The 18,854-nt window shown below is 72.0% G+C and carries 14 protein-coding genes, 2 tRNA genes, 1 other RNA gene and 1 pseudogene; 9 read left to right on the top strand and 9 right to left on the bottom strand.

Annotated features, from left to right (window positions below; all coding sequences use genetic code 11):
- Together ACFWY6_RS11945 and ACFWY6_RS11940 are read left to right on the top strand one after the other, a co-directional pair.
- Positions 1-446, top strand: a pseudogene (locus ACFWY6_RS11945) (recombinase RecQ); the annotation flags it as partial.
- 214 nt (positions 447-660) lie between these two features.
- Positions 661-1,299: a hypothetical protein gene (locus ACFWY6_RS11940; protein ID WP_384688067.1), complete on the top strand. Its 639-nt coding sequence runs from the start codon at positions 661-663 to the stop codon at positions 1,297-1,299.
- A gap of 150 nt (positions 1,300-1,449) precedes the next feature.
- On the opposite strand, the gene ACFWY6_RS11935 is transcribed toward ACFWY6_RS11940, so the two are convergent.
- From ACFWY6_RS11935 to ACFWY6_RS11925, 3 genes are all read right to left on the bottom strand, one after another.
- Positions 1,450-2,109: a hypothetical protein gene (locus ACFWY6_RS11935; RefSeq protein ID WP_384688065.1), complete on the bottom strand. Its 660-nt coding sequence runs from the start codon at positions 2,107-2,109 to the stop codon at positions 1,450-1,452.
- Positions 2,110-2,186: 77 nt separating this feature from the next.
- Positions 2,187-2,888: a ribonuclease HII gene (locus ACFWY6_RS11930; RefSeq protein ID WP_266871305.1), complete on the bottom strand. Its 702-nt coding sequence runs from the start codon at positions 2,886-2,888 to the stop codon at positions 2,187-2,189.
- A gap of 46 nt (positions 2,889-2,934) precedes the next feature.
- Positions 2,935-3,549, bottom strand: a complete 615-nt coding sequence (locus tag ACFWY6_RS11925; protein WP_361816711.1) for a TetR/AcrR family transcriptional regulator — start codon at positions 3,547-3,549, stop codon at positions 2,935-2,937.
- Positions 3,550-3,675: 126 nt separating this feature from the next.
- Here ACFWY6_RS11925 and ACFWY6_RS11920 point away from each other — a divergent pair, with 126 nt between their 5' ends.
- Positions 3,676-5,232, top strand: a complete 1,557-nt coding sequence (locus ACFWY6_RS11920) for an MFS transporter (RefSeq protein ID WP_384688061.1) — start codon at positions 3,676-3,678, stop codon at positions 5,230-5,232.
- A 112-nt stretch (positions 5,233-5,344) separates the two neighbouring features.
- Here ACFWY6_RS11920 and ACFWY6_RS11915 read toward each other — a convergent pair.
- Positions 5,345-5,432: transfer RNA gene (locus ACFWY6_RS11915), tRNA-Ser, on the bottom strand.
- A gap of 131 nt (positions 5,433-5,563) precedes the next feature.
- Here ACFWY6_RS11915 and ffs point away from each other — a divergent pair.
- From ffs to ACFWY6_RS11885, 6 genes are all read left to right on the top strand, one after another.
- Positions 5,564-5,662, top strand: an RNA gene (gene ffs, locus ACFWY6_RS11910) — signal recognition particle sRNA small type.
- Between the two features lie 44 nt (positions 5,663-5,706).
- Entirely contained in the window at positions 5,707-7,920 is a 2,214-nt protein-coding gene (locus tag ACFWY6_RS11905; protein ID WP_384688060.1) for a DNA polymerase III subunit gamma and tau, read from the top strand.
- Positions 7,921-8,465: 545 nt separating this feature from the next.
- A complete protein-coding gene (gene purD, locus ACFWY6_RS11900; protein WP_384688059.1) occupies positions 8,466-9,719 on the top strand; it encodes a phosphoribosylamine--glycine ligase in 1,254 nt (417 codons plus the stop codon).
- 345 nt (positions 9,720-10,064) lie between these two features.
- Entirely contained in the window at positions 10,065-12,101 is a 2,037-nt protein-coding gene (locus ACFWY6_RS11895) for a hypothetical protein (protein ID WP_384688057.1), read from the top strand.
- 265 nt (positions 12,102-12,366) lie between these two features.
- Entirely contained in the window at positions 12,367-13,854 is a 1,488-nt protein-coding gene (locus tag ACFWY6_RS11890) for a N,N-dimethylformamidase beta subunit family domain-containing protein (RefSeq protein WP_384688055.1), read from the top strand.
- Positions 13,855-13,948: 94 nt separating this feature from the next.
- Positions 13,949-14,845 carry a phosphoribosylaminoimidazolesuccinocarboxamide synthase gene (locus tag ACFWY6_RS11885; RefSeq protein ID WP_384688054.1) on the top strand — a complete coding sequence of 299 codons (897 nt, stop codon included), beginning with the start codon at positions 13,949-13,951 and terminating at the stop codon, positions 14,843-14,845.
- Positions 14,846-14,891: 46 nt separating this feature from the next.
- Here ACFWY6_RS11885 and ACFWY6_RS11880 read toward each other — a convergent pair.
- The 5 genes from ACFWY6_RS11880 to ACFWY6_RS11860 all read right to left on the bottom strand — a co-directional run bounded on the left by ACFWY6_RS11880 (position 14,892) and on the right by ACFWY6_RS11860 (position 18,679).
- Positions 14,892-14,967: transfer RNA gene (locus ACFWY6_RS11880), tRNA-Gly, on the bottom strand.
- A gap of 23 nt (positions 14,968-14,990) precedes the next feature.
- On the bottom strand, positions 14,991-15,599 hold the full coding sequence (locus ACFWY6_RS11875; RefSeq protein WP_384688052.1) for a response regulator: 609 nt from the start codon (positions 15,597-15,599) through the stop codon (positions 14,991-14,993).
- Positions 15,596-16,873, bottom strand: a complete 1,278-nt coding sequence (locus ACFWY6_RS11870; protein ID WP_384688051.1) for a sensor histidine kinase — start codon at positions 16,871-16,873, stop codon at positions 15,596-15,598. The genes ACFWY6_RS11875 and ACFWY6_RS11870 overlap by 4 nt, the downstream gene beginning before the upstream one ends.
- A gap of 16 nt (positions 16,874-16,889) precedes the next feature.
- Positions 16,890-17,687, bottom strand: a complete 798-nt coding sequence (locus tag ACFWY6_RS11865; protein WP_384688049.1) for an ABC transporter permease — start codon at positions 17,685-17,687, stop codon at positions 16,890-16,892.
- Positions 17,684-18,679: an ABC transporter ATP-binding protein gene (locus tag ACFWY6_RS11860; RefSeq protein ID WP_384688048.1), complete on the bottom strand. Its 996-nt coding sequence runs from the start codon at positions 18,677-18,679 to the stop codon at positions 17,684-17,686. Before ACFWY6_RS11860 ends, ACFWY6_RS11865 begins: the two co-directional genes overlap by 4 nt.
- Between the last annotated feature and the right edge of the window lie 175 nt (positions 18,680-18,854).

The raw sequence follows: 18,854 nt of genomic DNA, 5'->3' as shown, positions 1-18,854 counted from the left end.
GTGTTTTTTTTTTTTTTTTACCGTTCGCGCCCGCCCTCGCCCCCCCGGCCCCCCCCCCCGGCGGCCGCCCCCACCGGGCCCCCCCCCCCCCGCGACCGGCGGGCGTGGTGACCATGACCTCGCACACCAGGCCGCAGCTCATCCAGTCGCTGGGTTCGCGGATCGCAGAGATCGGCCGCCTTCCGCTGCTCGGCTCGATCGAGTACGCCGTGGGGGCCGACACCGCGCATGTTCCGCGGAGCAACAGCGCCCAGCGCCTGCGCGCCCTCGACGGGACACTGACGGTGCCTCCCGCGCTCGCAGCCACCCTCCGGGATGCCGACGGTCCCGTGCTGCTCGTCGACGATCTGACGGACAGCGGCTGGACGCTGGCCGTCGCCGCCCGGATGCTCCGCCGAGCCGGAGCCACGGGGGTGTTGCCGCTGGTCCTCGCCGTACAGGGCTGACGTACGCGTCAACGAGAGCACCCTGGGCAGGGATATAGACGGCGCATCGCCAGATACCGGTCGCCAGGCCCAATTGCTCGTTGCCGCAAGCCAGTACGACGGGAAGAATTGGCACCGCTCCCCGCGCGGCTCCCCGTGCCCCCGGTAGGGCTGTGCCGCGGTGTGCTCTCCCAGTCCGATCCCGCCCTCTGGGCGCGTAGCCGAAGGGAGGACCGTGACCTTCGGATTCGCTCCGTCCGCTGCGGCATCGATGTCGGAGTCTTCGACGTCGGCTGAGATGTCCGCCGATTCCGCCGGCCGACTGGCCCGGATGCTCGAGCCCGCGGAGTGGTCAGCCGCGGGAATCCCTCTGCTGCGCAATCCGCGTGAGGTCGTGAGCGGCCTGCACGCCCGACACCGTCCGACGCCCGCGACAGCCGTCGTCGCCGTCCTCGATCCGGAGGAACGGCTCCGGGCGAGCGCCTCCTTCACCCGGCGGGCGAGCGCGGCGGACGGCTGGGTGTTCCGCAACGCCCTGCTCGCGCAGTTGCGTCGGGTCATCCCGCACGACCTGCGGCGCCGCACCCCCGTGCGCACCGCCGTCCTGCTCTACTGCCGTGACGGTGAAGCGCGTTGGACCCAGGAGGACGGCGCATGGATGTGGGGGCTGCGGGACGCCTGCACGCTGCACGGGCTGCGGTGCGGTGCCTACATCACCCTGACCCGTGACGGCTGGCAGGTGCTCGGCGAGGGCCGCGGCGGCCGTCGGCCGAGTTCCGGTTCACGCCCCGAGGCCTTCCCCGAGACCGAACCGCCACCCCCGCGCACCGGCGGCGCGGCATCGGACGTGCTGCGCCGCGCGGCGGCACGCTGAGACGCCCTCCGCACCACCGCCGCCAGGCCGGTCGCGACACGACCGGGCGACGCGCATCGCCGTATGCATCGCGCGAGGTGCGACGCACACGGCGTCCGGTTCATCCGGCCGCGTCGCGGACGGCGGACGCCCGACCACAGGGGTCGGGCGTCAGACGCCCGCGCCCAGCATGGCGTTGATCCGCTGCGGGTCGCCGCAGACGATCAGCAGGGCACCGGCCCGGGTAAGGGCCGTCGGCAGCGCGCCGACCGCGGTCTCCTCGCTGCCGCCGTTGACGGCGACGACGACCACGGGACGGGACGCGGCACGCCCCAGGGCGGCGGCGTCGGCGTAGAAGACGTCGTCGCCCGCGTCGTGCTGGGCCCAGTAGGAGGCGTCGCCGAACGACAGCTCGTGGGTGGCCCACGGGTGCGGGTCGCCGGTGGTGATCACCAGGACCTCACCCGGAGCGCGCCCCGAGTCGAGCAGCAGGTCGACGGCTTCCTCGGCGGCGTCGAGCGCCCCCTCGGCCGAAGCGGGGATGAGCTGGATCTGCGGAACCGAAGCAGCGGCACCCGCCGGGGCGGAGGCAGCGGCGGACGGTCCGGAAGCAGCCGGGGCGGAAGGCCCGGGCTTGACGGCCGGCTCGCGCGGCGTGCGCTGCGCCGGCGGCGTCGGCCGGGCGGGACCCGGTCGGCCGGGACGCGGCGGAGCCGCGGGACGCGGGCCGGGTACGGGGCGGGGGGTCGGCGTGGTGCGGCCACTGGCCGGGGTCACGCGGGGACCCTGGGCACTCTCGTGAATCTGAGGCTCCTCGGGAATGAGAGGCATGCGATGTTGTCTATCAAACGCCGATGCGAGTCGCGTCGGCGGGTGGCACATGAGTGCGAGTGAAGCTGCCGGAAACGTCAGAATTCGAAGCCGAGCTGGCCCTCGATTTCCGGAACGTTTCCTTCCGCCCAGCTGCGGGCCTTCTTGAGGTGCCGCCACTGGGGCAGCGCATCAAGATACGCCCACGACATCCGGTGGTACGGGGTGGGCCCCCGCTCCTCCAGCGCGGCCTTGTGCACCGGCGACGGATAGCCGGCGTTGGCCGCAAAACCGAAGTCTGCATGTTCGATACCCAGTTCGGCCATCATTTTGTCGCGCCGAACCTTGGCGATCACCGACGCGGCGGCGACGGCGACACAGGACTGGTCGCCCTTGATCACCGTACGAACCCGCCAGGGAGCCCCGAGGTAGTCGTGCTTCCCGTCGAGGATGACCGCTTCCGGCCGTACCGGCAGCCCCTCAAGGGCGCGCACGGCGGCGAGCCGCAGCGCGGCCGTCATCCCCAGTTCGTCGATCTCCTCGGGCGAGGAGTGCCCCAGCGCGTACGCCGTGACCCAGCTCTCCAGCTCGTCGGCGAGCGTGGTGCGCCGCTTGGGGCTGATCAGCTTGGAGTCGGTGAGTCCTTCGGGCGGCCTGCGCAGTCCCGTGACCGCCGCACAGACGGTGACCGGGCCCGCCCACGCGCCGCGCCCGACTTCGTCGACTCCGGCAACGATCTTCGCTCCGGTCGTGGCGCGAAGGGAGCGCTCGACGGTGTGGGTGGGTGGTTCGTACGGCATGGCGTCATCAGCCTACGCCGCCGGATGCCGCCCGCGACACCCAGCCCTACCGACGCAACAGCGGAACCATGACCCGGTCGATCAGCTCGACGAATTCCTCGTCCCGCCATTCGCTCCCGCACACCTTGGAGCGGTACATCATCATCGCCGGGATGACATCGCAGACGTAGGGGTCGACGACCTCGGCACGTACCTCTCCGCGCTCGGCTCCACGGCGTATGACCTGCTTGATCAGTCCCGCGCTCGGCTCGATGACGCCTTCGACGATCACGCCGTGAAAACGTTCGGCCGACGCGGCGTCGCACTCGTGAAGCACCGCTCGCAGCGCGAATCCGGGACGCGAGAACATCGCCTCGCGGATCTGCCTGCACAGCTGCAGAAGATCCTCCCGGACGCTCCCGCAGTCGGGCGGCGAGTCGAGGTGCGGCAGACCGGCCTGCAGCGCGTCCACGACAAGGTCTTCCTTGGAGGGCCAGCGGCGGTACACCGCGGCCTTGCCGGTCTGCGCACGGGCCGCCACACCCTCCATCGTCAGGCCGTTCCAGCCGACCGTACTGAGCTGCTCCAGCGCGGCATCGAGGATCGCCCGTTCGAGCACGGGGCCCCGGCGGCGCTGGGAGGACGGCTGAGCGGAAGCCGCCCTCCAGCGCGAAGTAACCATCAACATCTCTCCGTTGGACGTTCCAGGCAGTGTCAGTGAACGGTTGCGTTCGCTGATGGGGAGTCACTACCGTTTGACGCGACAGTGAACGGGATCGTTCACTAACGCACTTGTGGGGGACCCATAGTGACAACCTCTCAGTTAGACAAGGGCCAGGCGGCCGGCGCCGCCCGGCGTGGGGGCCGCCCCGGCATGGCCCTCACCATCATCGCGGCCTGCCAACTCATGGTGGTACTCGACGCGACGATTGTGAATATCGCGCTCCCGCACATTCAAGGCGCGCTCAAGTTCTCGACAACGGACCTCACTTGGGTCGTCAGCGCGTACACCCTCACCTTCGGCGGCATGCTGCTGCTCGGCGGCCGCGCCGGTGACATCCTCGGCCGGCGCAGGGTCTTCACGGCCGGCATCCTGATCTTCACTCTCGCCTCACTTCTGGGCGGATTCGCCCAGGAGCCCTGGCAGTTGCTGGCCGCGCGAGCCCTGCAGGGCGTCGGTGGCGCCATCGCATCGCCCACCTCACTGGCACTCGTCACCACGACGTTCCCCGAAGGCCCCGAGCGGAACCGGGCATTCGGTGTCTTCGCGGCCGTCTCGTCGGGTGGTGGCGCCGTCGGCATGCTGGCGGGCGGCATGCTCACGGAGTGGCTCGACTGGCGCTGGGTGCTGTTCGTGAACGTACCCATCGGTGTCCTGATCGCCGTCCTGACCCCGCTCTACATCAACGAGTCCGAGCGCCACCCGGGCCGTTTCGACTTCGCGGGCGCGGCCACGTCGACCCTCGGCATGGCCGCTCTGGTCTACGGATTCATCCGGGCTTCCGAGGAGGGCTGGAAGGACAGCGTCACCATCGCGTCGTTCGGTACGGCCGTCGTGATGCTGCTGGCCTTCGTGTTCGTCGAGAGCCGGGCCAAGGAACCGATCACGCCGCTGAAGATGTTCTCCGAGCGAAACCGCACGGGCACCTACGTGATCATGCTGAGCCTGGCGGCGGCGATGTTCGGCATGTTCTTCTTCATCGTGCTCTTCGTCCAGAACGTCCTGGACTACACGCCGATCCAGGCGGGTCTGGCCTTCTTGCCGGTCACGGTCGCGATCGTGGTGGGCGCGGGCCTTTCCCAGTGGCTGCTTCCGGTGCTCGGCCCCAAGCCGTTCATGGTGGTCGGCTCCGCCATCGTCGCCCTCGGGCTCGGCTGGCAGACCTTCATCACCCCGGACAGTTCGTACGTGGGCGGGGTCCTCGGCCCGATGATGCTGTTCGGCTTCGGCATGGGTCTGAACTTCGTGACCCTGACACTGACCGCTGTCTCCGGAGTCGCCCAGCACGAGGCGGGCGCGGCTTCGGGACTGCTCAACGCCACGCAGCAGGTGGGCGGTGCGCTCGGCCTCTCCATCCTGACCACGGTGTTCGGCACGGCGAGCCGGGACGAGGGCAAGGAGCAGGCGGCGGACTTCATGGCGAACGCGTCGCCGGCGCAGAAGGCCGAATTCGCCAAGACCGGTGAGCTGCCGGCGCCTTGGGGACACGAAGTGCTCTCCCAGGGGATCTCGACGGCCTTCATTCCGGCGGTCGCCATGGCCGTGCTCGCTCTGGTCACCGCCGTGCTGGTGATCCGCGTACGCAAGAGCGACCTGGAGGCGCTGTCCGGTACGGCCGAGGCCGCGGGTCCGGCGGGCGGTTGACGGGCCACGGATGCCGGGCCGCGAGGGGGGGGGCCGGGGCCACCCCCCGGTCCACCCCAGCCCCCCCCCCCCCGGCCGGCGCCCCCCACTCGAATCGTGCCCGGTGAGGCACTGGCGGAGGATACGAGATTCGAACTCGTGAGGGGTTGCCCCCAACACGCTTTCCAAGCGTGCGCCCTAGGCCACTAGGCGAATCCTCCGCGGCAAACAATACAAGACGTTGGGGAGTGCTCGCGAACACGATCCCGAGGTCGACGTCGTGATCGTCCTCGGGGGCGATCACGGCCGGGACCGGCTTCGCTTCCGGGGCGGGGGATCCGCTACTGTGGGGGCCAGCCCCTCACGTGGCGCTATCTGACTGAACTCCCCCAGGGCCGGAAGGCAGCAAGGGTAGGTCGGCTCTGGCGGGTGCGTGGGGGGCGCTTTGCGTTGGGGCGGTCCGGGTTGTCAGTGGTCGCCTATAACCTCGTATGCGTGTCGTCTCTTGCGCTGTACCGCCGTTATCGCCCGGAGTCGTTCGCCGAGGTCATCGGGCAGGAGCATGTAACCGACCCGCTGCAGCAGGCGCTGCGAAACAACCGGGTCAATCACGCCTACCTGTTCAGTGGCCCGCGCGGCTGCGGCAAGACGACGAGCGCGCGCATCCTGGCCCGCTGCCTCAACTGTGAGCAAGGTCCCACGCCCACGCCCTGCGGCGAGTGCCAGTCCTGCCAGGACCTGGCGCGGAACGGCCCGGGGTCGATCGACGTCATCGAGATCGACGCCGCTTCCCACGGAGGCGTCGACGACGCCCGTGACCTGCGCGAGAAGGCCTTCTTCGGCCCGGCGTCCAGTCGGTACAAGATCTACATCATCGACGAGGCGCACATGGTCACCTCAGCGGGCTTCAACGCCCTGCTGAAGGTGGTCGAGGAGCCGCCGGAGCACCTCAAGTTCATCTTCGCGACCACCGAGCCCGAGAAGGTCATCGGCACGATCCGGTCGCGTACGCACCACTACCCCTTCCGCCTCGTGCCCCCCGGGACCCTGCGGGAGTATCTGGCGGAGGTCTGCGGCCGCGAGCAGGTGGCCATCGAGGACGGTGTGCTTCCGCTGGTCGTGCGCGCCGGTGCCGGATCCGTGCGTGACTCGATGTCCGTCATGGACCAGCTGCTCGCCAGTGCGGCGGCCGACGGTGTGACGTATGCCATGGCGACGTCCCTCCTCGGGTACACCGACGGGTCGCTGCTCGATTCCGTGGTCGAGGCGTTCGCGTCCGGGGACGGTGCGGCGGCCTTCGAGGTCGTCGACCGCGTCATCGAGGGCGGCAACGACCCGCGGCGCTTCGTCGCCGACCTCCTGGAGCGGCTGCGCGACCTGGTGATCCTCGCGGCCGTGCCGGACGCCGCCGAGAAGGGGCTCATCGACGCCCCCGCCGACGTCGTCGAGCGGATGCAGGCCCAGGCGGGCGTCTTCGGAGGCGCCGAACTGAGCCGCGCCGCGGACCTCGTGAACGAAGGGCTCACGGAGATGCGGGGGGCGACCTCGCCCCGGCTGCAGCTCGAACTGATCTGCGCGCGCGTGCTGCTTCCTGCGGCGTACGACGACGAGCGTTCCGTCATGGCCCGGCTCGACCGTCTTGAGCGTGGCGGCAACTTCATGGCGGGCGGCGGCCAGGGTGCCGCTCCGGCCATGGCGTACGTTCCGGGGCCCGAGGCGCATGCGGGGATGCAGCAGCAGCCGGGCGGTGGGGCGCCGGTGGCTCCGGTGCCTCCGGGGGGCGGACCTGCCGCCGCGCGTGCGGCGGTACGGGGGCCGGGGGCGCCGCAGGGCGACCAGGCACCGGCGGCTCCGCCTGCTCCGGCCGCCCCCGCTGCTCCTGTCGCTCCTGAGCCTGCCGCCTCTGTTCCGGCGGGGGAGCGGCGGCCCGGTGGCTGGCCGACGGCTTCGGCGCCGGGCAGCGGTCCGGCGGCTCCCGCGGCTGCCCCTGCTCCCGCTCCCGCCGAGGCGGCCCCGCGGCCGGGCGGCTGGCCCACTGCGGCCCCCGCGGGGAGCGGAGCCCCGGCCCCGCAGGCCCCCGCACCGACGCCGTCCCCGGCACCAGCGGCCGCGCCGGCACCCATGGCTGCCCAGGCGCCGCCTGCGGGCGGCCCCGACCCGCGCAGCCTGTGGCCGAACATCCTGGAGGCGGTGAAGAACCGCCGCCGGTTCACCTGGATCCTGCTGAGCCAGAACGCCCAGGTGGCGGGGTTCGACGGGACGACGCTCCAGATCGGCTTCGTCAACGCGGGAGCGCGGGACAACTTCGCGAGCAGCGGCAGCGAGGACGTGCTGCGGCAGGCGCTGTCCGAGCAGTTCGGCGTGCAGTGGAAGGTCGAGGCGATCGTCGACCCCTCCGGCGGCTCGGCCCCGCCCCCGGCGGCGGTCAACTTCGGGGGAAGCGCCCCCGCGCCCCCGCGCCCCGCCCCCCAGCACCAGCCGACACCGCCTCCGGCAGCGGCCCCGGAGCCCCCGTCCCGGCCGGCACCGGCCCCGACCCCCGCCCCGGCGCCACAGCCCCGCCCGGCCACTCCGGACCATGTCTCCCCGGAGGACGACACCCCGGCCGACGACGACCCCGACCTGGTCGAATCGGCCCTCTCCGGCCACGACCTGATCGTCCGCGAACTGGGCGCAACAATCGTCGAGGAGTACACGAACGAGCCGTGAGCCGCCGGGGCCTGATCTGCGGGGCCCTGAGCAGCCGAGCCCTGAGCCGCCGCCCATCACGCCGCTCCGCGTCGGGTCTTTCCCGCCCGCCCACCCGTTTATCCCGCGGTGCAGGGCTGGGGGCTGTGGGCGTTGCCTGCCCGCGCAGGCTGTGCGGACGCTCCGCGTCGGGTCTTTCCCGCCCGCCCACCCGTTTACCCCGGGGTGCAGGGCCGGGAACTGCGGGCGTCGCCCACCCGCGCAGGCTGTCCCGCCGCCCCGCGTCTGGCCTTTCCCACCCGCCCACCCGTTCACCCCGCGGCGCGCGGTCAGACGGCCGCCGCGGGCTCCCCGCCCCTCGCTGCGGGGCAATCGGGTGGGTGGGCGGGAAGCATCCGCCGCGGAGCGGCGGCTCAGTCCGGACACGACCCGCACCCGAGTACTGGCCAGCTCTCCCCGCAGGGGGACAAAGCGCCCCCAGATCTGGAGGAACGTACGACTCCGTACCAGGGTCATCCTCGGCCTCCCGCACAATCGCGAGCCCCGCGGCGGATAGGCTGACCACCGTGAAGGTCCTAGTCATCGGCAGTGGTGCCCGCGAACACGCCCTGTGCCGCTCTCTGTCCCTCGACCCCGACATCTCCGCCCTGCACTGCGCCCCCGGCAACGCCGGCATCGCGGACGTGGCCGAGCTGCACCCGGTCGACGCCCTCGACGGCACTGCGGTGGCCGCCCTGGCCACCCGCCTCGGCGCCGAGCTGGTCGTGGTGGGCCCGGAGGCCCCCCTCGTCGCAGGGGTCGCCGATGCCGTACGCGGCGCTGGAATCCCCTGCTTCGGGCCCTCCGAGGAGGCCGCCCAGCTGGAGGGCTCGAAGGCCTTCGCCAAGGAGGTGATGGCGGGCGCCGGCGTGCCCACCGCACGCTCCTACGTCTGCACCACCCCCGAGGAGATCGACGAAGCCCTCGACGCCTTCGGCGCTCCGTACGTCGTCAAGGACGACGGCCTCGCCGCGGGGAAGGGAGTCGTCGTCACCGGCGACATCGAGGCGGCCCGCGAGCACGCCCTCGCCTGCGACCGCGTGGTCATCGAGGAGTTCCTCGACGGCCCCGAAGTCTCCCTCTTCGCCATCACCGACGGCGTCACCGTCGTCCCGCTCCAGCCCGCCCAGGACTTCAAGCGCGCCCTTGACGGGGACGCGGGCCCGAACACCGGCGGCATGGGCGCCTACTCGCCCCTGCCGTGGGCCGACCCGAAGCTGGTCGACGAGGTCATGGAGAGCGTGCTCCAGCCGACCGTCGACGAGCTGCGCCGCCGGGGCACTCCCTTCTCCGGGCTGCTCTACGCGGGCCTGGCGATCACTACGCGCGGCGTACGCGTCATCGAGTTCAACGCCCGCTTCGGCGATCCCGAGACGCAGGTCGTCCTCGCCCGTCTGAAGACCCCGCTGGCCGGAGTCCTGCTCGCCGCGGCCAACGGCACCCTCGTCGACCTGCCCCCGCTGCGCTGGAGCGACGACGCCGCGGTCACCGTCGTCATCGCCTCGCACAACTACCCGGACACGCCGCGCACCGGCGACCCCATCGAGGGACTCGGCGACGTCGTGGCGCAGGATGCACCGGACGCGTACGTCCTGCACGCCGGGACGAAGCACGACGGCGACGCGGTCGTCAGCGCGGGCGGCCGTGTGCTGTCCGTGACGGCCACGGGCGCGGACCTGACCGAGGCACGCGAGCGCGCGTACACGGCGCTGTCCCGCATCCGCCTCGACGGCTCCCAGCACCGCACCGACATCGCGGCGAAGGCGGCGGCGGAGGCGTAGGCGTAGGCGTAGCCAAGGCCGCCCACGCGCCACCCGCGAACAGCTCACAGGCCCCGGATCCGACACTCGATCCGGGGCCTGAGCGTCATCCACCTTTACCCAAAGCCATTCCATCGAGTGACCGCTGGCCCATCCGGCTGACGATGCCCGGCACCCCAACTAGGGTGCGGCGCAAGCGGTTCAGGTGCCCATAGCCAAACAGACCACCGGCATTGCGATGTCAGTGGCGGGTGCCACAGTGGGGGAGTGAGCAAATCCATCGGCGGCTGCCGTCCGCCCCTCGGCACCGGTCCCCACCGGCGGCGGGGCAGCAGGCGGACCAGGCAGCAGGGGGTGACGTAGGTCGTGTCAGGTACGGGTGTGGAGGTGGGCGTGCAGTCCGCGCGTTCCCAGGCGCTCGCCGTGCTGCGCATCCGCAGCAGGGCCCTTGCCGTCGCACTGCTGCCCGCGGCCGTCGCCGTCGTGCTGCTCGCGGGCGGGGCCACGGGCCATGTCACCGGCGGGAGTTGGGACGTGGCGCGCGGCATCGTGACGGCCGCCGCCGCCGTCGTGCTGCTCGCCGCGGCGGGCATCGCGCTCGTCGTTGCCCGCGCCAGGCCCGCCGTCAGCCCGACGGTCCCGATCACCGAGAACTCGGCCCCCGATCTGTACCGCCTGGTGCGGGATCTGGCCGACCGCATGGACGTCCCGGCGCCATCGGCGATAGCGCTCACTCCCGACTGCGACAGCTGGCTCGAGGACCGCACCCACCCCGCGCACGGCCCGCCCGTGGAGGCCTCGCCCCCGCCGGTCGCCGAGACCAACGGCCTACGGGACGGCCGCCCCGCCCCACGCCGCCAGCCCCCCGCGGCCCCGGTGCTCGTCATCGGCTCCCCCTTCCTGTGGTGGATGCGGGTCGGTGAGCTGCGCGCGGTCCTCGCCCCGGTCGTGGCCGGTACGGGACCCTCGGCACACCCCGACATAGCCGCGGCCCGGCGCTTCGTGCGCGGGCTCGACGCGGCGGTCGCGGTCACCTCCGCACCCGGCCGCGGCCCGCTCACGCGCACGGTCCTCGGCGGTGTCGGCTGGGTGGCCCGGCTGCTCCTGCGCAGCTGCCGGGGGCACGCGGGCGAGATGGAGCGTGGCGTCGCGGCAGCGGCCGCCGAGCGCGCCCAGGCTGTGGACTATGGAGTGCGGATCGTCGCCCAGGAGCAGGTCGGCCTGGCGTACGCCGGGTGGGACCGCCTCCTGACCAAGGTCGCGCTGCCCGCCTGGCGGATGGGCCGCTGGCCGTCGCGGCTCGACGCGGGCGTGGTCTCCGCCCTCACCGAGCTGTCCCGCAGGGACCGCCTGGCCGAGGGCTTCGCGTCCCGTCTGGGCGAGCGCCCCGCCTGCGATCTCCTGGAGGAGCCGGGCTCGGTGGACGAGGCGGCTTCGCTCCTTGCCGCCCGCCTCTTCCACGGCGGGCCCGCCGAGCCGGGGCCGGGCTGGGCGCCGGTGGCCTGGCAGGAGTATCCGGACGAGGTCGTCGACCGTAAATGGCGTACGGACGCCGCCCGCCTCCACCGGGTCCTCGACTCCCTGGGCGTGGGCCACGCCACGGACCCGACGGCCCGCGACGCCAAGGGCCCCACCCTGGGCCGGGTCCTCGACCACCTGACGACGCCGGACACCGACACCGGCACCGGCACCGACACCAAGGAGCCGGCCAGGGACCCGGCCGCTCTGGACGTGTCCGCCCTGGGCCCGGCCGCTGTGGACTCGTCTGCTCCGGCCACGTCTGCTCCTCCAGCCACGTCTGCTGTGGACCCGTCTGCTCCGGCCACGTCCGCTGTGGACCCGTCTGCCCCGGCCACGTCTGCTCCGGCCACGTCCGCTGTGGACCCGTCTGCCCCGGTCACATCCGCCCCGGACCAGCCCGCCCCGCACACCTCCGTCAACCCGGCGGACGACCTCGCTCTCGCCCCCGAGGGCAGAGTCGCCCCCGAGGATGAAGTGGCCCCCGAAAGCCCCGGCGGGCTTCTGGCCGCGGGGCTCACCGCCGAGCTGGCTCGCGAGGAAGCCGCCGCCCCGCCACGCCCGGCCCCGGCGGGACAGGGCCCGGACGACGCGCTGTGGGACGACGGCATGCTGCCGCTCTTCCCGCTCCAACCGGTGCGCACGGGCCGGGAGTTGCTCGCCGACCACGTGACCGCGCTGGTCTGCTGTGCGGCCGTGGACACGGCGGGCGCGGCACCCGGGCTCGACTGGCTGGACGGCCCGTCCCTCCTGGTGGACGGCGAGCGGGCGGCGGACCTGACGCCGCACGTCCTGAGCCTGGTGGAGGACGGCGACCCGATCCCCCTGAAGGGCTGGCTTGCCCGGCTGGGCGTCCGCCCGGAGAAGCCGGTGCGGCTCGTCTGAGCCGAGCACGAGGACGAGCACGAGCACCCGCCCGAGCGCCGCCCCGACCCCGAGCCCGCCCCCAGCGACCCGTAGCAATCCCCCCACCCCCTCCCGGAAGGATCTCTTCCGTTCTCGTCGATTAGCGACGAACGGTGACGGAGTGCGTGCGTAATGTGATGTGCTGGGACCGACCGCCGGACCGGACATGTCAGAGGCAACACCGCACGGGGGCAACGGACGGCACAGCGCAGCGCAATCCCGGGGGAGCGAGGGAGGGGTACACATGGGGCCGGAGCAGATCCGCAGGTGGGAATCGGGCGCGCTGGCGCACGCCGTGACCGACCCCTTCGGCCAGGGCCCGCTCCCCTGGCTCCGGGGCGCCGAGCACTACTTCGACGACACGGGCCAGGTCGTCCCCTGGTACCTCGACCACGCCCCGGCCCCCGGCGCGCGCAACATCCCCACACCCCGTACCCGTACCAACGGGCCCCGCACGGCCGACGACGTACACGGCCAGATCAAGGGCTTCACCTCCACCGGCGCCGCGGCCCCCGGCGAGGCGATCGACTTCCACGTGACGGTGGACCCGCCCCAGCAGTTCAGCGTCGACATCTATCGGATCGGGCACTACGGCGGGGACGGGGCGTCGAAGATCACCACGAGCCCCCGCCTCTCCGGCATCGTCCAGCCGCCCCCGCTCACCGCCGACCGCACGGTCTCCTGCCACCACTGGTGGCTCTCCTGGCGTCTGCAGATCCCGAGTTACTGGAACATCGGGGCGTACGTGGCGGTGCTCACCACCGTCGGCGGCTACCGCTCGCACGTCCCGTTCACGGTCCGCGACAGCCACCCGGCCGATCTGCTGCTCCTGCTCCCGGACATCACCTGGCAGGCGTACAACCTCTATCCCGAGGACGGCCGCACGGGCGCGAGCCTCTATCACGCATGGGACGAGAAGGGCCGGCTCCTCGGCGAGAGCGAGGCCGCACACACGGTCTCCTTCGACCGCCCGTACGCGGGCGCGGGCCTGCCCCTGCACGTGGGCCACGCCTACGACTTCATCCGCTGGGCCGAGCGGTACGGCTACGACCTCGCGTACGCCGACACCCGCGACCTGCACGCGGGCCGCATCGACCCGACCCGCTACCGGGGCCTGGTCTTCCCGGGCCACGACGAGTACTGGTCGTCGAACATGCGCCGCACCACGGAGCTGGCCCGCGAGCACGGCACGTCCCTCGTCTTCCTCTCCGCCAACACCATGTACTGGCAGGTGGAGTTGGGCCCTTCCCCGTCCGGCGTCGAGGACCGCCTGCTCACCTGCCGCAAGCGCCACGGCCCCGGCAGGCCCGCCCTCTGGCGCGAGCAGGACAAGGCGGAACAGGAGCTGCTCGGCATCCAGTACGCGGGCCGCGTCCCGGACCCCGCCCCCCTCGTCGTACGCAATGCCGACCACTGGCTGTGGGAGGCGACGGGCGCGCACGAGGGCGACGAGATCGAGGGTCTGGTCGCGGGCGAGGCCGACCGCTACTTCCCGCGCACCGCCCTGCCCGAGCACCAGGGCCGCATCCTCCTGGCCCACTCCCCGTACGAGGACAGCGAGGGCGTCACCCGCCACCAGGAGTCGTCCCTCTACCGCGCCCCGTCCGGCGCCCTGGTCTTCGCGTCCGGCACCTTCGCCTGGTCCCCGGCGCTCGACCGCCCCGGCCATGTGGACACCCGCGTCCAGCGCGCCACGGCCAACCTCCTGGACCGCATCTGCAAACGGGACTGAAGCCCGCCGACGCCCACCGGCATCCCCCTGGCCAAAACCTGTCCCCCCATACGGGAGAATCGAAAGGACTTGGCCAGAACCACGGGGAGGAACCGTGTCCGGATTCGTAGAAAAGCCCGAGCCTGTCGAGGTCCCGGGCCTGGTGCATGTGCACACCGGCAAGGTGCGCGACCTGTACCGGAACGAGGCGGGCGACCTCGTGATGGTCGCGAGCGACCGCATGTCCGCCTACGACTGGGTGCTGCCCACGGAGATCCCCGACAAGGGCAGGGTCCTCACGCAGCTCTCCCTGTGGTGGTTCGACCAGCTCGCCGATCTCATCCCCAACCACGTCATCTCCACCGACGTCCCGGCCGGCGCCCCCGCCGACTGGGAGGGCCGCACCACGGTCTGCAAGTCCCTGCAGATGGTCCCGGTCGAGTGCGTGGCCCGCGGCTATCTGACGGGCTCGGGCCTGGTCGAGTACGACGCATCGCGCACCGTCTGCGGCCTCGCGCTGCCCGACGGCCTGAGCGACGGCTCCGAGCTGCCCGCGCCGATCTTCACGCCGGCCACGAAGGCGGAGGTCGGCGAGCACGACGAGAACGTGAGTTACGAGGAAGTGGCGCGCCAGGTGGGCGCGGATACGGCGGTCCAGCTCCGCCAGGCGACCCTCGCGGTCTACGGCCGGGCCCGTGACATCGCCCGCGAGCGGGGAGTCATCCTCGCGGACACGAAGTTCGAGTTCGGCTTCGAGGGCGAGAAGTTGATCATCGCGGACGAGGTCCTCACCCCGGACTCGTCCCGCTTCTGGCCCGCGGACGAGTGGCGGCCGGGCCGCGCCCAGCCGTCGTTCGACAAGCAGTTCGTCCGCGACTGGCTGACCTCGCCGGCCTCCGGCTGGGACCGCAAGAGCGAGCAGCCGCCGCCCCCGCTCCCGCAGGACGTGGTGGACGCCACGCGCGCCAAGTACATCGAGGCGTACGAGCGTCTGACGGGCACGGCCTGGTAGTCGGCGTACGAAGAAGGCCCCGGTCGATTGACCGGGGCCTTTCATCTGGAGCGGACGACCAGGTTCGAACTGGCGACCTCAACCTTGGCAAGGTTGCGCTCTACCAACTGAGCTACGTCCGCACTGCGCCGAAGCGCGAAGCCAACTATACCCAACCTCGCTCGCGTGCGAGACGCACCGCGGCATGACGATTCTCCGCCCCGATCTTGGTGGCGGCGGACGAGAGGTAGTTCCGGACAGTCCCCTGGGACAGCGCGGCCCGCTCGGCGATCTCCGCGACGGGCGCCCCGTCGGCGGCGAGTTCGAGCACTTCGGCCTCGCGGACGGTCAGCGGGGAGTCCCCCGCGGAGATCGCGTCGGCGGCCAACTCCGGGTCCACGTAGCGGTTTCCGGCGTGCACGGTGCGGATGATCTCGGCTAGCCGCTGCGCGCTGACGGTCTTCGGCACAAAGCCCCGCACGCCCACCGCGAGCGCCCGCTTGAGATGCCCCGGTCTGCCATGACTCGTCACGATCATGGTGCGGCAGTACGGCAGTTCGTCCCGCAGCGATGTGGCGACACTCACACCGTCGGCACCCGGCATCTGCAGATCGAGCACGGCGACATCGGGCTGATGGGCCCGGGCCATGGCAAGCGCCTCGGGCCCAGAGGCGGCCTCGGCAACCACGACGAGATCGTCCTCAAGCCCCAGCAGAGCAGCGAGAGCACCGCGGATGAGGTGCTCGTCATCGGCGAGCAGTACGCGCAGACTCATGGAGCGACCCTTTCGGCTTCCTGATCGCGGACCTGCCGGGGGTCGTCCTGTTGACGCCCGGCCCGCGCCCGGTCCAAGGGCACCTCCGCGGCCAGGCGGAACCGCCCTTCGCCGGAGGTGAAGTCCAACGTCCCGTCCACTGCGGCAAGCCGCTCCCGAAGCCCGGCGAGGCCGGACCCGGTACCCCCTCGAGCGACCTCGGGCACACCGTCGTTCTCGACCACCAACGTCGTACGTTCGTCAGTGATCGCCAAGGTGATGTCGCACCGCCTCGCGTCCCCGTGCCGCAGCACATTGGTGGTCGCCTCCCGCACGGCCCACCCGAGAGCCGACTGCACCGAAACCGGCAGTCCCGCCGACGACCCGCTCACCCGGCAGTCGATCCCGGCCGCCTCCAGCACTCCTTGCGCACCGGCGAGTTCGACCGCCAGGTCGGCCTCCCGATACCCCCGCACCACTTCCCGCACCTCCCGCTGCGACTCCTGCGCGATCCGCTGCACCTCGACCATCTGGTCGACGGCTTCGGCCCGCCCCCGCCGGGCCAGCTGCACCGCCAGCTCGCTCTTCAGCGCGATGACCGCGAGATTGCGGCCCATCACGTCGTGCAGGTCACGCCCGAACCGCAGCCGCTCCTCGGCGACGGCCAGCCTGGCCTGTACGTCGCGGGTGTTGTGCAGCTCGTACATCACGCGGAGCACCCACGCCGAGCAGCGCATCGTGTAGGCCAGCGCACAGCCGGCGTACGCGACCGTGAAGAAGGTGGGGACCACGAGCTGGATGCCCCCTCCGATCAGCCAGACCCCCGTGCACACCGCGGCCGTCGCGACCGACTGCACGAGGAAGCTGAACCGCAACGAGGCCAGCAGGCTGTACGCGCTGAGGAACGGCATCGCCGCGGCGGCGAGCGCGATGGTGAGCGAGGGGAACTCCTTGGGCCCGGTGAAGGCGGCCAGGGCCAGGACACCCGAGACGGTCAGCGCCATGAGGCCCGCCCCGACGGCGATCCACCGCCGGGGCACGGGGTCACCGCCGAGGTACTCGCCGAGCCCGGCCCCGAGCAGCTTCGTGGTCCAGGGGCCCTGGGCGGCCGCGGCCACGGCCACGGCGCAGATCAGCATCCAGGGCGCGTCGGAGTGGCGCACCGGCCGGGTCACCGACAGGGCGATCACCAGAGGTACGGAGACCCACACCAGGGTGTGCAGGGACGCGCGCGTGTAGTAGTCGACCTTGTCGAGGCCGCTGCGCCGGCGCCATTTCCGTACCCGTCCGAACACCGTGCCGCTCCTTGCGTCAGCGCCGCGGTTCCCAGCGGAACCACCGTCGTACAGCAAACACCGAGACCACGGTCCAGGCCACCGCCGTGGCGACGGCGCCCAGCGTCTCGTACCCGGAGAGATTCCCGGTCCAGCCGCCCCGCACCAGCGTGATCACCGGACTCAGCGGCAGCAGCTCGCAGACCGATGCGAGCTTGTCGGGCATGACCTCGAAGGGAATGAAGAGCCCTGAAGCGAACATCGACGTGAACGCCAGCGGCATGGACATCACCTGCGCCGACTCCACGGACCTGCTGAGACTGGCGGTGACCGCGGCGAGGGCGGCGAACATCACCAGGCCGAGCAGTACGCCGATGACAGCGAGATGGGGCGCGCTCGGCGCCCCCGCGTCGAGCACTGCGACACAGCCGACCGCCAGGACGACGGACTGCGTCAGGCCGATGGTGACCGAGGGCAGCGCGGCCCCCGCGAGGATCTCCGCGTCCCGCAGCTCCCCGGTGCGCAGCCGCTTGAGCACCAGTTCCTCGCGGCGGGCCGCGAAGACGGTGGTCAGCGCCGTGTAGACGGCGAAGAGCACGGAGACGCCGATGGCTCCGGGCACCACGACGGACCCGACCGAGAGGCCGGCGCCCTTCAGGTCCATGCCGTCCGCGGCCTGGTGCAGGCTGAACGGCATCACGAGCGGCACGAACAGCGCGCCGAACAACGTCCCCTTGGTACGCCCGAGCAACGTCAGCTCGGCCCGCGCGAGCGCCCGCATCCGCCGCGCGGGAGTCGTCAGAGCGGTGGTCCCGCTCACCGTCACCGCACTCATGCCACCGTCTCCTTCTCCGCCACGCCCGAACCCGCACCCGCACCTGCGCCTGCACCCGCACCCGCGCCACCCTCGGCGTCCCGCGCGATCCGCAGGAACGCCTCCTCCAGCGATGCCGCCCGCACATCGAGCCCTCGCAGTTCCACCTGGGCGTCCCGCGCCCACACAAGGAGACCCGTGGCGGCCCGCTGCAGCTCATGCGTCCGCAGCCGGACCCGCCCGCCGGTCACCTCGTGTCCGCTCACGCCGAGCTCGCCGAGCGGCGGCAGATCCCCGACGAAGTACCCGGCGGGCAGCTCGAAGGAGACGTGCGACGGCTGCGCGGCCACCACGTCGGCGACGCGCCCCTCGGCCGCGATCCGCCCCTCGTGCAGGATCGCGAGCCGGTCGGCGAGGTTCTCGGCCTCCTCGAGGTAGTGCGTGGTGAGCAGCACGGTCGTGCCGTTGTCACGCAGGGCCCGCACCAACTCCCAGGTCTCGCGGCGCCCTTCGGCGTCGAGCCCGGTCGTGGGTTCGTCGAGGAAGAGCACCTCGGGCTGCCCGATGAGCGCCGTCGCCAGATCGAGCCGCCGCTTCTCACCCCCGGACAGCATCTTCACGCGGACGCCGGACCGCTTGCCGAGCCCCACGATCTCCAGGGCCTCATCGGCCGGCCGCGCCCCACTGGTGCACCCCGCCCACATCCGTACGGTCTCCCCGACCGTCAGCTCGGAGGGAAAGCCGCCCTCCTGGAGCATCACGCCGATCCGGTGCCGCACGGCGCCGCGCTCTGCGTAGGGGTCGTGCCCGAGCACCCGCACCCGCCCCGCGGCGGGTGCGGCGAGCCCTTCGAGGAGTTCGACGGTGGAGGTCTTACCGGCCCCATTGGTCCCGAGCAGCGCGAAGAGCTCACCGCGCCCGACGGAGAACGACACCCCCCGGACCGCCTCGAAACCGCCCCCGTACACGCGCCGAAGATCGGTCACGTCGATCACTTGGTCAGTCTTGGTCATGGAAAGAGCGTCCCCCGGCGTCGGGCGCCGGAGCAGTGCGCGCTGTCACCGGCTCGCATGACAAATGTCAGAAGGCCGGCAGCCCCGAGACACGAATAAGGGGCCCGGCGCGGGGTTCGGGGGCCGGGTGAATGGGGCGGTAGACCCGGGGGGGAGACGCCGCCACCACCCAGTG

Origin of the sequence: Streptomyces sp. NPDC059037 (assembly GCF_042740015.1) — a bacterium.
GTDB lineage: Bacteria > Actinomycetota > Actinomycetes > Streptomycetales > Streptomycetaceae > Streptomyces.
Note: the sequence above shows the minus strand (reverse complement) of the source record. Positions and strands in the feature narration are given on the sequence as shown.

Excerpts from the sequence above, each read along its gene's own strand:
- ACFWY6_RS11935 (WP_384688065.1), bottom strand. The coding sequence starts at position 2,109 with ATGCCTCTCATTCCCGAGGAGCCTCAGATTCACGAGAGTGCCCAGGGT.
- ACFWY6_RS11930 (WP_266871305.1), bottom strand. The coding sequence starts at position 2,888 with ATGCCGTACGAACCACCCACCCACACCGTCGAGCGCTCCCTTCGCGCC.
- ACFWY6_RS11925 (WP_361816711.1), bottom strand. The coding sequence starts at position 3,549 with ATGGTTACTTCGCGCTGGAGGGCGGCTTCCGCTCAGCCGTCCTCCCAG.
- ACFWY6_RS11890 (WP_384688055.1), top strand. The coding sequence starts at position 12,367 with ATGGGGCCGGAGCAGATCCGCAGGTGGGAATCGGGCGCGCTGGCGCAC.
- ACFWY6_RS11875 (WP_384688052.1), bottom strand. The coding sequence starts at position 15,599 with ATGAGTCTGCGCGTACTGCTCGCCGATGACGAGCACCTCATCCGCGGT.
- ACFWY6_RS11865 (WP_384688049.1), bottom strand. The coding sequence starts at position 17,687 with ATGAGTGCGGTGACGGTGAGCGGGACCACCGCTCTGACGACTCCCGCG.
- ACFWY6_RS11860 (WP_384688048.1), bottom strand. The coding sequence starts at position 18,679 with ATGACCAAGACTGACCAAGTGATCGACGTGACCGATCTTCGGCGCGTG.